The following is a 15,334-nucleotide window of genomic DNA, read 5'->3' on the forward strand; positions in this document are numbered from 1 at the left end:
GGGCTGTGAAGTATGTCGCAAATATACGTCATTGTATGGCGTAAGTATACGTCATAGGAGAAAATTATTGCTCGTTGAGCTGCCAGTTGTAGTCGAGGTAGCTGATGCGGGCGTCGGGGCTCATGGGGGTAGCGGCGTAGCGGTTCACCCAGCTAGCCACCGACTGCCCGTTCTGGCTCCAGTCGGCCTTGTACCAGTCGAAGTACCTGGAAAGCTGCGCGCTGGTCTTGCCGACCTTGTTTTTAGCCGGGTCGCGCAGAAAGTCGCGGCCCTGCGCGTCGAGCTGCGGGCTGAGCCGGGCGGCGGTGTAAGCCTCGGGGCGCAGGCGCGGGCAGGACAGGGAGGCGCACACCAGCGCGAAGTGGATGCGCGGGTCGTCGAACTGCTTGCGCAGGACGGTGTGCTCGATGTAATCGAGGCTCATCTTGCGGCCGCCAATGCTGAAAAACTCGGCCGCCCAGGGCGTGTTCACCAGCGGAATCTGGATTTTGGAGCCGATGTCCTTGATGCTCCTGAGCGGGTAGTGGTCCAGAATCAGCCGGATGGTGTAGGCGTTGTAGGCATTGATCCAGTAGGCTATCTGCTCGGCCTGGGGCCAGGTGGCCGCGGGCGGGTTCTGGCTGAGCCGCGCCAGGTACTGGTTGAGGCCCTGCTGGTCGGCTTTCCATGCCTTGTAGTTCACCAGCCCTTTCGCGTCGACGTACTTTTTCAGCAGCCGGTCGTAGGCGCTGTGGTCGAAGGCCGGCGCCGCGGCGCGGCGGGGGGCAGTAGGGGCCGTGGGGGCCGGGGCGGGGCGGCCAGCGGCGCCCAGGGCGCCGGTCAGCACGACGGTCAACAGAAGCTTGAGCATGGCAAGGAGGCTGAGCCGGCATATACGACGCGCGGCCGGCGCCGGGATTGGGCGGGCGGAGCGGGGCCGGCCCCCACGGCAGGTGGCGGCTGACCGGCTGCAAGTTAGCGCCGCCGCCTGGAGCTTATCGGGCCCGGCCGGCGCTGGGCTTCCCCGGCGCGCTGCCTATCTTTGCTCCCGATGACCCGCCTGCTGCTTTTGTTGCTCAGCTTCCATCTGTTTGCCGTCAGCCTGCTGCCGGGAGCCGATGCGCACGAGCTGGCGGAAGTAAAGCAGGCCTGGCAGCACCGCGCCGCCCACCACGCCGACAGCAGCCTCTGGGGCTTCGTCTACGCCCATTTCGTGGTGATAGGGGAGCATGAGCACCCGGGCGAGCATGCCGCCGACCACCAGGGCCTGCCCCTGCACCACCACTGCCACGACGTGAGCTGCGGCCCGATGTACCCGCTGCCGGCCCCGCTGCACCTGCATCCGCAGCCGCTGGTGGCCTACGCCGAAGCCGGAAAATTGCCGCCTCACGCCGTGCCCGCCGCCCGGGCGGGCATCTCGCGCCCCTGCTGGCAGCCGCCCCGGGCCTGAACCGCCCCCGCTTTCCTCATGGTAACGCCCGCCGCGGCGGCCGGGGCTGCGTAGGTAGTCCGGCCCCACCGGCGTGCAGGCGCGTGGTTGTTTCCGCCTTTTCTTCATGCTTGACCATATTATCCGCTACTCCATCCGGCACAAGCTGCTGGTTGGAGTGCTAACCCTGGTCCTCGTGGCCTGGGGCACGTACTCGGTGGTGCACCTGCCCATCGACGCGGTGCCCGACATTACCAACAACCAGGTACAGGTGATTACGCCCACCCCGGCCCTGGGCGCCCCCGACGTGGAGCGCATCGTCACGTTTCCCATCGAGCAGAGCGTGGCCACCATTCCCGGCGTTGAGGAGGTCCGCTCGTTTTCGCGCTTCGGGCTGTCGGTCGTCACCATCGTGTTTCCGGACCAGACCGACGTGTACTGGGCCCGGCAGCAGGTGACCGAGCGCCTGGGCGACGCCGCCCGGCAGATTCCGGCCGGGGCGGGGCAGCCCTTCCTGGCCCCGGTCACCACCGGGCTGGGCGAGATTTACCAGTACGTGCTGCACCCCCGGCCCGGCTTCGAGCACAAATACTCGCCCACCGAGCTGCGCACCCTGCAGGACTGGCTGGTGCGCCGACAGCTGCTGGGCACGCCCGGCGTGGCCGAAGTCAGCTCCTTCGGCGGCTTTGTGAAGCAATACGAAGTGGCCATCGACCCGGAGCGGCTGCGCGCCCTGGGCGTGACGGTGGGGGAAGTGGCGGCGGCGCTGGGCCGCAACAACGACAACACCGGCGGCGCCTACCTCGACCAGAAGCCCGCGGCCTACTTCATCCGCACCGAAGGCCTGGCCGGCTCCCTGGCCGACGTGGAGGAAATGGTGGTACGGCCCGCCACCGCCGCCCGCCCCGCGCCCGTGCTGGTGCGCGACGTGGCTACGGTGCGCTTCGGCCACGCCGTGCGCTACGGCATGCTCACCCGCAACCAGGAGGGCGAAGTGGTAGGCGGGCTGGTGCTCATGCTCAAAGGAGCCAATTCCTCCGAGGTCATCAGGCGGGTGAAGGCGCGCATGGCCACCATTCAGCAGACGCTGCCCGAGGGCCTGGTCATCGAGCCGTTTCTGGACCGCACCAAGCTGGTCAACCAATCGGTGCACACCGTCACGAAGAACCTGGCCGAGGGCGCCCTCATTGTGGTATTCGTGCTGGTGCTGTTCCTGGGCAACCTGCGCGCCGGGCTGGTGGTGGCCTCGGTTATTCCGCTGTCCATGTTCTTCGCCGTGGGGCTGATGCGCGTGTTCGGCGTGTCGGGCAACCTGCTCAGCCTCGGCGCCATCGACTTCGGGCTGATTGTCGACGGGGCCGTTATCATCGTGGAAGCCATTGTGCACCGCCTGGCCGTCGTCAGCCGCCCGGCCGGGCGCCCGGAGCTGAGCCGCCCCGCCATGGACGACCAGGTGTACCACGCGGCCAGCAAAATCCGCTCCTCGGCGGCGTTCGGCGAAATCATCATCCTTATCGTGTACCTGCCCTTGCTGGCCCTAGGCGGCATCGAGGGCAAGATGTTCCGGCCCATGGCCCAGACGGTGGCCTTTGCCATCCTGGGCGCCTTTATCCTGTCGCTGACCTACGTGCCGATGATGTCGGCGCTGGTGCTCAGCCGGCGCGCCCCGGCCGGCCCGAACCGGGCCGAGCGGGTGCTGGCCCGGCTGGCCGGCCACTACCAGCGCGCGGTGGCCTGGGCCCTGCAGGCCAAGACCGTGGTGCTCGGTACGGCGCTGGCCCTGCTGCTGGGCGCGGGCCTGCTGTTTCGCGGCCTGGGCGGCGAGTTTATTCCGACGCTGGAGGAGGGCGACTTCGCCGTGGAGACGCGCGTGCTGCCGGGCTCCTCCATCAGCTACACCGCCGAGAAAAGCCAGCAGGCGGCCGGCATCCTGCTGCGCGAGTTTCCGGAGGTAAAGGAAGTGGTGGGCAAAATCGGCTCCTCGGAAATTCCCACCGACCCCATGCCCGTGGAAGCCTGCGACTTAATCGTGGTGCTCAAGGACCGCGCGGAGTGGACTTCGGCCCAGAGCCGCGAGGAGCTGGCCGAGAAGATGGCCGCCCGGCTGGAGCGCATGCCGGGCGTCACGTTTGGCTTTCAGCAGCCCATTCAGATGCGCTTCAACGAGCTGATTTCCGGGGCCAAGCAGGACGTGGTTATTAAAATCTTCGGCGAGGACCTGACCCAGCTCGACGACTACGCCCGCCGGGTGGGGGCCGTGGTGCGCGGCCTGCCCGGCGCCGCCGACGTGTACGTGGAGCGCGCCACCGGCCAGACGCAGGTGGTGGCCCGCCTGAACCGCCCCCGCCTGGCCCAGTACGGCCTGTCGGTCGACGATGTGAACCGCACGGTGCAGGCGGCCTTTGCCGGGCAGGTAGTGGGGCAGGTGTTCGAGCAGGAGCGGCGCTTCGACCTCGTGCTGCGCCTGCGCGAGGAACTGCGCCAGAATATCGATAATGTGCGCCAGCTCTACGTGGCCGCCCCCGACGGCCGGCAGGTGCCCCTGGAGCAGGTGGCCGACGTGCAGCTGGTGAGCGGCCCCAGCCAGATTCAGCGCGACGACGCCAAGCGCCGCATCACCGTGGGCTTCAACGTGCGCGGCCGCGACGTGGAAAGCTTAGTGCGCGAGGTGCAGCAGCGCATCGGCCGGCAGGTGCAGTTCGCGCCGGGCTACTACGCCACCTACGGCGGGCAGTTCGAGAACCTGCAGTCGGCCCGGGCGCGGCTGCTGGTGGCCGTGCCGGTGGCCCTGCTGCTGATTTTCGCGCTGCTCTACGCCACGTTCCGCTCCGTCACGCAGGCCGTGCTCATCTTCACGGCCATTCCGCTGGCGGCCATCGGCGGGGTGCTGGCCCTGTGGCTGCGCGGCATGCCCTTCAGCATTTCGGCCGGGGTAGGCTTTATCGCCCTGTTCGGGGTGGCCGTGCTCAACGGCATTGTGCTCATCGGCTACTTCAACCAGCTCAAGGCCGAGGGCTGGACGGATTTGCGCCAGCGCATCCTCGAAGGCACCCACGTGCGCCTGCGCCCGGTGCTGATGACGGCCGCCGTGGCCTCCCTGGGCTTTCTGCCCATGGCCCTGGCTACCTCCGCCGGCGCCGAGGTGCAGCGGCCCCTGGCCACGGTGGTTATCGGCGGGCTGGTGTCGGCCACCCTGCTCACCCTGCTGGTGCTGCCCGTGCTCTACGCCCTCACCGAAACCTGGACCGCCCGCCGCGCTGGCGCCGCCCCGGGGCTGGCGGCCCTGGCTTTGCTGCTGTTGCTGACTCTGCCGGCCCGCGCCCAGGATGCCACGGTGCCCGGGCCGCTGAGCGGCGAGCAGGCCGTGCAGCTGGCCCTGAGCCAGAGCGGCACGGTGCTGGCCGCCCAACAGCTCCTCCTGGCCCAGCAAGCGGCCGTGGGCGGGGCCCGCGAGGTGGGCCGCACCGGCGTGCAGCTCGGCTACGGGCAGTTCAACTCGGCCAACTACGACAACCAGCTGAGCCTGAGCCAGACGCTGGCCTGGCCGGGCTACTACCGCAGCTTCGTGACGCTGGCCCAGGCCCAGGTGGCCAGCCGGCAGCAGCAGCTGGCGCTGGTGCGCGCCGACGTGCGCCGGCAGGTGCGCCTGCAGGTGGAGGCCGCCGCCCACGCCCGGCGGCGCCTGCGCACCCTGCGCACCCAGGACAGCCTGTACACCGCCTTTCTGCGGGCCGCCGAAATCCGCCTGCGCACCGGCGAAACCGCCCGCCTTGAGCCGGCCACCGCGCTGGTGCAGCAGGGCGAAACGCGCCAGCTGCGGCTGCAAACCCAGGTGGACTACCAGGTGGCCCTGCGCCAGCTGCAGGCCCTGCTGCAGGCCGCGGCGCCCGTGACGCTGGCCGACAGCCTGCTGACGGTGCGGCCCGCGCCCGCCCTGCCCGCCCCCGGCGACACGGCCGCCCTGGCCGGCAGCCTGCTGGCCCGGCTGGCCGAGCAGCAGGTCCGCGTCAGTAGGGCCGAAACGCGGGTGCAGCAGGCCCAGAACAAGCCCACGCTCAGCCTGGGCTACCTCAACCAGTCGCTCATCGGGCCGCAGGTGGTGGATGGGGTGGCGCGCAACTACGGCGCCTCCGACCGGTTTCAGGCCGTGCAGGCGGGCGTGGCCCTGCCCCTGTGGACCAAGCCGCAACGGGCCCGGGTAGAGGCCGCCCGGCTGCAGGAGCAGGCCGCCGCCTTCACCGCCCGCCGCACCCGCCTCGAGCTGGCCGCCCGCCTCGACGAGCTGCGCGCCCGGCAGCAGCAACAGCAGCAGCGCCTGCAGTTCTACGAGCAGACCGCCCTGCCCCAGGCCGTGGTCATCACGCGGCTGGCCACGCTGGCCTTCAAGGCGGGCGAAACCGGCTACGCCGAGCTGCTGCTGAGCCTGGAGCGCGCCCAGCGCCTGCGCCTGGATTACCTCGACGCCGTGCTGCAGCACAACCAGACCGTCATCGACCTGGAATACCTGCTTACCCCGGCCGAGTAGATTCTTCTCCCTTCGACTTTCCTGTCAATGCCTAAGTTTTTGATTCTGATAACGGTGCTGCTGCTGGGCAGTGCCTGCGGCCGCGAAACCCCCGCCGCCGAAGAAACCACCCCGCCCGCCGCCACCGAAGAAGCCGCGCCCGACCAGCTCACTCTCTCGCCCGACGAGCTGCAGCTGGCCGGCGTGCGGGTGGGGCCGCTGGAGCAGCGCGTGATGAGCGGGGGCATCAAGGTCAACGGGGTGCTCGACGTGCCGCCCGACCAGCTGCTGGCCGTCAGCGCCCCGCTGGGCGGGTTTGTGGAGCGCACCTCGCTGCTGCAGGGCACGCAGGTGCGCAAGGGACAGGAGCTGGCTGTCATCCGCAACCCCGAGTTTGTGCAGCTGCAGCAGCGCTTCCTGGAGGTGCAGAGCCGCCTGCGCTACGCCCGCGCCGAGCTGGCCCGGCAGCGCGAGCTGGTGCAGCAGGAAGTGGCTCCCCTGAAGCGCCAGCAGAGCGCCCAGGCCGACGTGGACGTGCTGGAAGCGGAGGCGGCCGGGCTGCGGGCCCAGTTGCGGCTGGCCGGCCTGCCGGTGGGTGCCAAGACGCTGGCTACCACGGCCGTGCTGCGCGCCCCCATCGACGCCTTTGTGAAAACGGTGAACGTGAGCGTGGGCCAGGCCGTGACGCCCACCGACGCGCTGTTCGAGCTGGTCGACCCGCGCCACCTGCACGTGGAGCTGACCGTGTTCGAGCAGGACGTGCCCCGGCTCAAGCACGGGCAGCGCATTCACTTCACCGTCGCCAGCGACAGTGCCGGGCCCCAGCGCACGGCCGAAGTCTACCTCATCGGCCGGGCCGTGGACGCGCAGCAGCGCACCGTGCGCGTCCACGGCCACCTCGACAAGGAAAACGACCCGCAGCTGCTGCCGGGCATGTTTGTGCGGGCCGTGGTGGAAACCAGCGCCGAGCGGGTGCCCGCCCTGCCCGCCGCCGCCGTGGTCGACTACGAGGGCCGGCAGTACGTGTTCGTGGCCAAGACGCCCGCCTCCTTCCGCCTGGTGGAGGTGCGCCGCGGCACCGTGGCCGAGGGCTACGCCCAGGTGCAGCTGCCCCCCAGCCTCGATGCGGCCCGGACCAGCTTTGTCACCGAGGGCGCCTACGCGCTGCTGGGCAAGCTCAAAAACGCCGCCGAGGAGGAATAGCCGCGCTACGGCCCGACGGTAGCCGCCGAGTCCAGCGCCCGGCCCATCTGCCGGGCCAGGGCGCGCAGCTCCGCTTCCTCGGTGGTCCAGAAATCCACGTACTGATGGGGGCTGAGCAGGGCCGTGTCGGGCTCCTGGTAGGTGCGCATCCAGTGCGTCATGGTGGTATCGGCGGCTACCAGGGCGCCGTGCAGCCGCCGCAGCCGGGCGCGGTGGCGGGCGTCGGTGGTGTCCAGCTGAGTCAGGAGCTTTTCCAGGCGCTGCCGCTCCCTGGTCAGGGCGTCCATGTGCAGCATGGTGGAGTCGTGCAGGGCCAATACGCGGCGGCGCATTTGGGCGGCGCGCTGGGCTTCCGTCGGCTCGGCCGGGCCCGGGTGGCAGCCGGCCACGGCCAGCAGCAGGCCGATGAATAGTCCTTTCGTCATCACAACGGGCTGATTCAACGGACTTTCACGAACAGCCACAGCCCCAGCAACGACACGGCCAGCACCCCCGCGGCCGAAAGCATGGTCACGGCGTCGCGCAGGTTTTTGCCCAGGCCGCCTACGCCGTGGTACTTGTGCAGAAAGGCGAAGCTCAGCCCCTCGTAGCGGTCCGCATTGTCGACGCGGGCGGCCAGGCGGCCGGTAGCCGGCTCCACGTACAGCGTGGTCCTGGTTGGCGTGGCGTAGGCCACCTTCACCACCGGCAGGCGCTTGTTGATGAAGCCGTACTCGCCCTCGAAGTGGTCAATCAGCGCGGTCTGCGCAATGGCCGGGGCTGGCGTCGCGGCGTCGGTGATGAAGCGGTTGGCCAGAAACTGCGCGTAGCGGGTGCTGCCCTCGGCCAGCGGCTGGCCCGTAGCGGCGCTGTAGTAGCTAACCGTCGGCGGCTGCACGGCTTCTATTGGCTGCCCGGTGCTGGCGCCGGTTTGCGGGCCGCTTGGGGCTCCGGCCGGCAGCTCGGTAATCTGGTAGTAAACCTGCCCGTCGAACTCGGCCAGGGCCAGGTTCTGCACCCGCTCCCAGGCCAGCGGCAGCTGCGTGGGGTCGAGGGCCAGGCGGGCGGCGGCCACGGCGGGGGCGTGCTGGTAGCGCAGCCGCTCGTCGGGGCGCAGCTTGCGCAGGGCGTGCCAGGCCCCGCTGAAGGCGAAGGTCAGCGTCACCGCCGACACGGCCAGGCCCACCAGCCGGTGGTTTTTGCGCAGCCAGCCCACCTGGTCACCGGCCTTGCGCGGCTGGCGGAAACGGCCCCACAGCACGCCGTACACCAGCAGCCCGCTGAGCGTGGAAGCCATGATGATGCCCAGCAGCGTCACCATCACCAGCACGCGCAGGGTGTTGGAGCCAATCAGCTCCAGCCACGACCAGGTGTGCATGAGGCTGAACGCGCGCAGAAAAGCTGCCCGCGTAGGGTTGTTGAACGTCGCCAGCCGGGCCGGCATCGTCTCCACGTACACCGTCAGGCCGTTGGGCGCGGCGAAGCGGACTTGCCACACCGGCAGCAGGCGGTTGACGAAGGGGTAATCCTGGCCGAACCCGGTGAGCCGCTCGGCGCTGAGCACCTGGCTGGTGGAGTCCTGGGTGAAGTAGCGGGCCAGCTGCTCGGCATAGTGGCGGTCGGCTTCAGGCCCCAGCTCGGCGCCGGTACTGGCGTTGAAGTAGCGCGGCGCGGCCGTGGGCGCATCGAGCTGCAGCTGGTAGGCCGGCTGCCCCTGCCAGCGCACCAGGCGCAGGTTGCGCAGGGTGCCGAGCTGGTGACGCTGGAGCACCTGCTGCAGCGGCACGGCGGGCCGGAAGGCCGGCGTGGGCGGCAGCGTTTCCCGGGCAATTTTGGGCCGCAGCCAGTTGCTCATCAGCGGGTGAGCCAGCCCGCTCAGCGTCCAGATGATGACGGGCACGACGGTAATAAGGCCCAGCAGGCGGTGCCAGCGAAACATGTGGCGCTGCATGAAGCGCCGCGCCGGACCCGCCGGGCGCGCGGAAGTAGGAGGCACCGCAGGGTGCTTGAGAGTTTCCATGGATACAGAGCTTGGTCCGGCCCGCGGCGCGGCGGCCAGCGGGCCGGACGAATCCTTATTGCTTGCCGCTGAAGTTGTATTGCAGGCCCACCGCCACCGTGCGCGGGGCGCCGGGCGTGTAGGTGCTGCGGTCGGTAGCGTTGTTGCCGCGGGTGGCAGCCGTGGCGTACAGCTCGTCGGTGAGGTTGAGCACGTTCACGAATACCTCCACCGTTTCGCGCCAGCTGTAGCCGGTGCGCAGGTTGAGCACGCTCACCCCGCGGGCCCCGAACAGGCCCCGGTCATCGTACTTCACGCGGTTGACCTGGTCCTGGTACCAGGCGCTGATGCGCTGATACTCGGCCGCCACGCGCAGACCCGGCAGCCACTGCGGCTTGTAGGTCAGCTCGGTGTTGGCCACCCAGCGCGGGGCCTGGGGCATCTGCTTCCCGTCCACGTTCTGGACCGCGTCGCGGGCGTTGGTGCTGAGCACAAACCGCTCGAAACGGTGCACGGCGTTGGTGCCGCCGAAGCGAAACAGCAGCTCCCGGGTCGGGCGGTAGGTCAGGCCGTACTCCACGCCCCGGTGCAGGGTTTTGCCGGCGCTCTGGTAGTCGGTGGAGTTGTCGGGCTGGCGGATGCTGAGCAGCTCGTTGCGGCCATCGAGCTGGTACACCGCCACGTCCACGTACACCTTACTGTCGAACAAGGACGCCCAGCCGCCGATTTCCTGGTTGTAGAAGCGCGCCGGCCGCAGGTTGTAGTAGAAATCCGCCGGCACGCTCACCCCGCCCGTCGCCACGCCGGTGCCCGGGCGCTTGCGGAAAATGGCCGTGAGGCCCGGCGGCGCGAAGCCCTGCGAGTAGTTGGCGTACAGCCCGCGGCCCTTGCCCAAATCGTAGGTCAGCCCCGCTTTCGGGGTGGCCTGCTGGTAAGCCTTTTGGCCCGTCGACTGGTCCAGGTAGTTGCGGTAGTCGAAGGCCAGGCGGTCGAAGCGGCCGCCCAGGGTCAGCTGCAGCTGCGGCAGCGCGCCGATGGGGTGCACGTCGAGCTGGGCGTACACGGCCGCGTTGCGCAGCTGGGTGTCGTAGTCGGCAATGGGCAGGTCGGGGCGCTCGGCCAGCACGGTGTACTTCGCCACCGAGCGGCCGTTCGGGCGCAGCTGGGCGGCCAGGTCCAGCTGGTGGGCGTCGTAGCGGGTAGGAGAGAGGTCGAAGCTGGCCCCGCCGAGCAGGCGCGAGTTCAGCCAGTTGAACCGCACGCTGTGCTGGGCAATCAGCCCGTAGCTGCGGAACGCGCTGACGTTGATTTCCCCGCGGGCCTGGGTCGGGTCGTTTGTGGCCGAGGGCGTGGGGTTCCAGCGGATGCCGTAGCTGGGGTTCTGCCCGATGCGGTTGTCGCGGAAAAAGGCCGTCAGCGTCGTGGCGTGCTGCGCGTTCCACTGCTGTTTAGCCGTGAGGCGGGCGCGCAGGGCGTAGGTGCGGCGGTAGGTGAAGTCGGAAGTCGAGGAGTACTCCCGCCGGTAGTAGGCCACGCTGTCGACGGCGCTGCTGGTCTGCGAGTCGTAGTTGCTGTACGAGGCGGCCGCCGTCAGCCGCAGGCGCGCCGTCAGGGCGTATTCCACCCGCCCGTTCACGGCCTGCTTGTCGTAGTCCGACGAGGCCAGCCAGGAATTGCGCTGCCGGGCCAGGTAGCCGCTCACGTAGGCCCCCAGCTTGCTGGTAATCATGCCGCCGCCCCCGAACTGCAGGCGCCGGTAGCCGTACTGGTCGCCCTGCCCGCCCAGGCTGGCCGTGGGCACGCTGGTCGGCCGCTTGGTCAGCACGTTCACGGCCCCGCCCACTGCCTCGGGCCCGTACAAGGACGAAGCCGGGCCCTTCACTACTTCGATGGAGTTGATGGCCAGTGGGTTGGTTTCCAGCAGGGCGTTGTGGTTGAACACGCCCATGGGCCGCAGCGGCACCCCGTCTTCCAGGTAGAGGAAGTAGGCCGAAGTGCCGAAAGGCTGCCGGATGCCCATGCCGTGCTGCTCGTTGCCGTAGTTGAGCATCACCACGCCCGGCACCTTGTTGATGAGCTCCGCCAGCAAGGTCGGCTTGGTGTCCTGCACGATGGTGGGCGCGAGCTTGCTGATAGCCACCGGCGCTTCGGTGCGCAGCTGGGCCTCGCGCGAGGCCGTCACCACCACGGTCTGCAGGTCCTGCACCGCCGGCGCCAGCCCCACGCGCAGCGGGCTGCCGTCGGCCGGTACGGCAATGGTTTGCGACTCGTAGCCCACGGCCGTTACCACCAGCTGCGCGGCAGGGGCGGGGAGGCTGAACGCGCCGGTGGCCGAGGTAGCCGTGCCGGTGGCCCCGTCCAGGGTGCGCACGGTGGCCCCGACGAGGGGTTCTTTGGTAGTAGCGTCGAAGACGCGGCCCGAAACGGGTTGCTGGGCCCAGGCCGCCGGGCACACCGTAGTGGCCAGCAGCAGGGCTGATAATTTCTGCATGATACAAAGGCTGATGAGGGCCGCCGGGCGCCGGCCCGGGCAGCCGCCCCAGCCAGTCGCACCCAGCGGCCTGATTCCGAGAAAATCAGGGGTTTATCAGCCCCGGAGGGGCGGGTGGTCGAGGCCCGGACCAATCCAGGCGTAGACCGGCACGCGCAGCTCCGCGTAGCGGGGCGGGGCGTCGGCAAACCAGGCGGGCTCCTGCGGTGCCCCCGTCGGCAGGCCCGGGCAGGCCAGCACGATTTCTTGGAAGGCCTGCTTGCTGCTGCCCGGCTGCTGCTTGGCTTCGCGGGCGTCGGCGGCCTGCAGCTGCTTGCGCAGGTGGCACTTGCCGTTGCAGCGCATCTGCGGCTTGGCGCGGTTGATGCACAGCACCCGGGCCACGTAGTCGCGGTTTAGCCACCAGCTGGCCACAATGCCCAGCCGCCCGGCGCAGTGCACCGAGAGGGAAAGCAGCAGTAACCAGGCAACGAGTTGGCGCATGGGCAAAGGCCGGGCCGGCAGGGCCACGAAAGCACAAAGGAACGGTCTGCGCGCCCGAAAGCCAAGCCAGCCGCTGCCCAAACCCCGGCCGGTTCCGGGTTCCCGCAACTCATCAAGCAGCTATTGCGGCGGGTGGAGCCCTGTTGCGGGCATTAGGGGCCAGATACCACTGTCAAAGGTCATAGTCCACCACGGTGAGGCGGTAGACCTTATTCGGGCGCTGCTGGTTCAGTGTTGATTAGCAGTCCTTTGTGGGGCCCGGCTGCCGCTGCGGGCCCGGCCAGCAGCCCTGGCTGGACCTGAAAGCAAACCGCCGAAAAAGCAAAAGCCCACTCTGCACAATGCGGAGTGGGTTTTCTGTGGTGATGGACGGAATCGAACCGCCGACACAAGGATTTTCAGTCCTTTGCTCTACCAGCTGAGCTACATCACCAGGGCAGCCTTGGTGGCTGATTGGGACGCAAAACTACAAACGCAGATTCACAATGCAAGTTTTCGAACAAAAAAAATCTTGCCGCGAAAACGGAATACTTTTGTGTGCGTAGCAAAAGTATTCGGCATGCCTACTATCTTGCCGTCCCACCATTCCCCCCCGTTCCGTGGTACAAGTGCTTCAACAAATTCTCTTTCTGCTGGTAGCAGCCCTGGGCATCGGGCTGTTCGTCTGGCAGGTGCGAAAGATTCGCGCCAACATCATGCAGGGCAAGGACCGCCGCATGGGCGGCTCCGTGTCCGAGCGCATCAACAAGACCCTGCTCGTCGCCTTTGGCCAGCAGAAGATGTTCAAGCGCATCACGCCCGCCCTACTGCACATGGTGGTGTACGTGGGCTTTCTGGTCATCAACATCGAGGTCATCGAAATCATGATTGACGGCCTGGCCGGCTCGCACCGCATCCTGCAGGTGCTCGGCCCGGGCTACGACGTGCTGATGGCCACCAACGAGGTGCTGGGCGCGCTGGTCATCGTGGCCGTGGCCGCCTTCTGGTGGCGCCGCAACCGGCAGCAGCCCGTGCGCCGCCTCACCGGCGTGGAGCTGCGCGCCTGGCCCAAGCTCGACGCCAACATCATCCTCTACATCGAAGTGGCGCTGATGCTGGCGTTGTTCACCATGAACGCGGCCGACCTCAAGCTGCACCAGCTCGAAGGCCGGGAAATGCCCGGTACCTTCCCCGTCAGCGCCCTGCTGGTGGGGCTGATGTCCGACAACGTGACGGCCCTGCACGTGCTGGAGCGCGTGGGCTGGTGGATTCACATCGTAGGCATTCTGGCCTTCCTGAACTACCTGCCTTCGTCGAAGCACTTTCACATCATCATGGCCTTCCCGAACGTGTACTACTCGCGGCTGGTGCCGCAGGGGCAGTTCTCGAACGTGGACAGCATCACCCACGAGGTGAAGTCGATGATGGACCCGAGCTACCAGGTGCCTGCCCCCCCCGTCGACGCCGAGGGCAACCCGGTTATCGAGCGGTTCGGGGCCAAGGACGTGGAAGACCTGGCCTGGACCAACCTGCTCAACGCCTACTCCTGCACCGAGTGCGGCCGCTGTACCTCGGTGTGCCCGGCCAACATCACCGGTAAGCTGCTCTCCCCGCGCAAAATCATCATGGACACGCGCGACCGGATGGAGGAGAAATTCAACTCCCCGCTGATTTTCGCGCCCAACAACTACCAGGGCGAGGAGCGCATGCAGGTGAGCGAGGAAGGCACGCTGGTGCACGGCCGGGTGACGCCCGAGGAGCTGTGGGCCTGCACCACCTGCAACGCCTGCGTAGAAGCCTGCCCGGTCAACATCAACCCGCTGGACAGCATCATCGAGATGCGCCGCTACCTGGTGCTGGAAGAAACCGCCGCCCCGCAGTCGTTGAACGTGATGTTCTCCAACATCGAAAACAACGGCGCCCCCTGGGCCTTCTCGCCCTCCGACCGCTTCAACTGGGCCGACGACCTGTACGTGGCTGAAAAAGGGTCTTAGGGGCTTGGGGACTTAGGGTCTTGGCTGATGTTCGACCATCCCTACTACATAAAGTCCCAAGTATTGAAGCCTAAAGACTCTATAAACCAAAGACTCTACTTTTTAAGGCTTGCGGGTGTGTCGGCCGGGTGAAATAAGCCCCCAAGACCCCAAGCCCCCATGACCCCAATGGAAAAACGACAAGTAAACGTGCCGCTGATGGCCGATCTGGCCGCCCGCGGCGAAGCGCCCGAGGTGCTGTTCTGGGTGGGCTGCGCCGGCGCCTTCGACGACCGGTACAAGCGCGTGACCCGCGCCTTTGTGCGCATTCTGGAGCACGTAGGCGTGAAGTACGCCGTGCTGGGCATGGAGGAAAGCTGCACCGGCGACCCGGCCAAGCGCGCCGGCAACGAGTTCCTGTTTCAAATGCAGGCGGCCACCAACATTGCTACCCTCGACGGCTACAACATCAAGAAGATCGTGACGGCCTGCCCGCACTGCTTCAACACGATTAAGAACGAGTACCCCGCGCTGGGCGGCAACTACGAGGTCATCCACCACAGCACCTTCCTGCAGCAGCTCATCAACGAGGGCCGGGTGAAGGTGCAGGGCGGCGAGTCCTACAAGGGTCGCCGCATCACCTTCCACGACAGCTGCTACCTGGGCCGGGCCAACGACATCTACGAGGCCCCGCGCGAGGTGCTGGCCGCCCTCGACGCCGACCTGGTGGAAATGAAGCGCAGCAAAGCCAACGGCCTGTGCTGCGGCGCCGGCGGCGCGCAGATGTGGAAGGAGCCCGAGCGCGGCAAGAAGGACATCAACGTGGAGCGCACCGAGGAAGCCCTGGCCACCCTCGAGGGCGACGCGGCTGCTCTGGACGCCCTCTACGGCGTGGAAAGCGGCAACGCCGGCGCCACGCCCGCTCCGAAGAAGTCCGACAATGGCATCATCGCCGTGGGTTGCCCCTTCTGCATGACCATGATGAGCGACGGGGTGAAAAACAAGGAGCGGGAAGGCTCGGTGCAGGTGTTCGACCTGGCCGAGCTGGTAGCTTCTGCCGAGGGCATCAATGCCTAACCAGCTGTAGCGCGGGCTTTATCTCGCATCCGTCAGATAGTAAGCCCGGGATACTGCACGGTAATCGTTTTACGACAACTGTGCGGGCAAACGCGGGCTGAACCGAAGGAAGGCGTAGCCAAGCCCGCGCTACAGCTCGCATCCCGAATCTGTAGTCTATCTTTCAGGCCCGCGCCGCCGGAACTTTTGTCCGGGGCGCGGGCCTTCTCATTTTGGGACGAGCCCCGCCAGAATGGCG

At 67.8% G+C, this 15,334-nt stretch carries 10 protein-coding genes and 1 tRNA gene; 5 read left to right on the plus strand and 6 right to left on the minus strand.

Annotation, left to right across the window (positions count from 1 at the left end; translation table 11 throughout):
- Window positions 1-64: 64 nt before the first annotated feature.
- The gene (locus EJV47_RS18860) at window positions 65-850 is read right to left on the minus strand and encodes a DUF547 domain-containing protein (protein WP_126694737.1); all 786 of its coding nucleotides are present in this window, start codon (window positions 848-850) and stop codon (window positions 65-67) included.
- A 180-nt stretch (window positions 851-1,030) separates the two neighbouring features.
- Here EJV47_RS18860 and EJV47_RS18865 point away from each other — a divergent pair, with 180 nt between their 5' ends.
- The 3 genes from EJV47_RS18865 (at window position 1,031) to EJV47_RS18875 (ending at window position 7,115) form a co-directional block, all read left to right on the plus strand.
- On the plus strand, window positions 1,031-1,429 hold the full coding sequence (locus EJV47_RS18865; protein WP_126694738.1) for a hypothetical protein: 399 nt from the start codon (window positions 1,031-1,033) through the stop codon (window positions 1,427-1,429).
- Between the two features lie 106 nt (window positions 1,430-1,535).
- Window positions 1,536-5,933: a CusA/CzcA family heavy metal efflux RND transporter gene (locus EJV47_RS18870; RefSeq protein ID WP_126694739.1), complete on the plus strand. Its 4,398-nt coding sequence runs from the start codon at window positions 1,536-1,538 to the stop codon at window positions 5,931-5,933.
- A 27-nt stretch (window positions 5,934-5,960) separates the two neighbouring features.
- Complete coding sequence (locus EJV47_RS18875; protein WP_126694740.1) at window positions 5,961-7,115, plus strand: efflux RND transporter periplasmic adaptor subunit; 1,155 nt, start codon at window positions 5,961-5,963, stop codon at window positions 7,113-7,115.
- 5 nt (window positions 7,116-7,120) lie between these two features.
- On the opposite strand, the gene EJV47_RS18880 is transcribed toward EJV47_RS18875, so the two are convergent.
- From EJV47_RS18880 to EJV47_RS18900, 5 genes are all read right to left on the minus strand, one after another.
- The gene (locus EJV47_RS18880; protein ID WP_126694741.1) at window positions 7,121-7,540 is read right to left on the minus strand and encodes a hypothetical protein; all 420 of its coding nucleotides are present in this window, start codon (window positions 7,538-7,540) and stop codon (window positions 7,121-7,123) included.
- A gap of 14 nt (window positions 7,541-7,554) precedes the next feature.
- Window positions 7,555-9,114 carry a PepSY domain-containing protein gene (locus EJV47_RS18885; protein WP_126694742.1) on the minus strand — a complete coding sequence of 520 codons (1,560 nt, stop codon included), beginning with the start codon at window positions 9,112-9,114 and terminating at the stop codon, window positions 7,555-7,557.
- A 55-nt stretch (window positions 9,115-9,169) separates the two neighbouring features.
- Window positions 9,170-11,584, minus strand: a complete 2,415-nt coding sequence (locus tag EJV47_RS18890) for a TonB-dependent receptor (RefSeq protein WP_126694743.1) — start codon at window positions 11,582-11,584, stop codon at window positions 9,170-9,172.
- Between the two features lie 96 nt (window positions 11,585-11,680).
- Entirely contained in the window at window positions 11,681-12,067 is a 387-nt protein-coding gene (locus EJV47_RS18895) for a hypothetical protein (protein WP_126694744.1), read from the minus strand.
- Between the two features lie 360 nt (window positions 12,068-12,427).
- A tRNA-Phe gene (locus EJV47_RS18900) sits at window positions 12,428-12,500 on the minus strand.
- A gap of 166 nt (window positions 12,501-12,666) precedes the next feature.
- On the opposite strand from EJV47_RS18900, the gene EJV47_RS18905 reads away from it, so the two are divergent.
- A complete protein-coding gene (locus EJV47_RS18905) occupies window positions 12,667-14,040 on the plus strand; it encodes a 4Fe-4S dicluster domain-containing protein (RefSeq protein ID WP_126694745.1) in 1,374 nt (457 codons plus the stop codon).
- Window positions 14,041-14,238: 198 nt separating this feature from the next.
- Entirely contained in the window at window positions 14,239-15,096 is an 858-nt protein-coding gene (locus tag EJV47_RS18910) for a (Fe-S)-binding protein (RefSeq protein ID WP_126694858.1), read from the plus strand.
- Window positions 15,097-15,334: the final 238 nt, after the last annotated feature.

Source organism: Hymenobacter gummosus (assembly GCF_003970915.1).
In the GTDB taxonomy this organism is placed as follows: Bacteria; Bacteroidota; Bacteroidia; order Cytophagales; family Hymenobacteraceae; genus Solirubrum; species Solirubrum gummosum.

Bases quoted from the DNA above. Each gene is read 5' to 3' on its own strand.
- EJV47_RS18860 (WP_126694737.1), bottom strand. From the start codon at position 850: ATGCTCAAGCTTCTGTTGACCGTCGTGCTGACCGGCGCCCTGGGCGCC.
- EJV47_RS18865 (WP_126694738.1), top strand. From the start codon at position 1,031: ATGACCCGCCTGCTGCTTTTGTTGCTCAGCTTCCATCTGTTTGCCGTC.
- EJV47_RS18870 (WP_126694739.1), top strand. From the start codon at position 1,536: ATGCTTGACCATATTATCCGCTACTCCATCCGGCACAAGCTGCTGGTT.
- EJV47_RS18875 (WP_126694740.1), top strand. From the start codon at position 5,961: ATGCCTAAGTTTTTGATTCTGATAACGGTGCTGCTGCTGGGCAGTGCC.
- EJV47_RS18880 (WP_126694741.1), bottom strand. From the start codon at position 7,540: ATGACGAAAGGACTATTCATCGGCCTGCTGCTGGCCGTGGCCGGCTGC.
- EJV47_RS18885 (WP_126694742.1), bottom strand. From the start codon at position 9,114: ATGGAAACTCTCAAGCACCCTGCGGTGCCTCCTACTTCCGCGCGCCCG.
- EJV47_RS18890 (WP_126694743.1), bottom strand. From the start codon at position 11,584: ATGCAGAAATTATCAGCCCTGCTGCTGGCCACTACGGTGTGCCCGGCG.
- EJV47_RS18895 (WP_126694744.1), bottom strand. From the start codon at position 12,067: ATGCGCCAACTCGTTGCCTGGTTACTGCTGCTTTCCCTCTCGGTGCAC.
- EJV47_RS18910 (WP_126694858.1), top strand. From the start codon at position 14,239: ATGGCCGATCTGGCCGCCCGCGGCGAAGCGCCCGAGGTGCTGTTCTGG.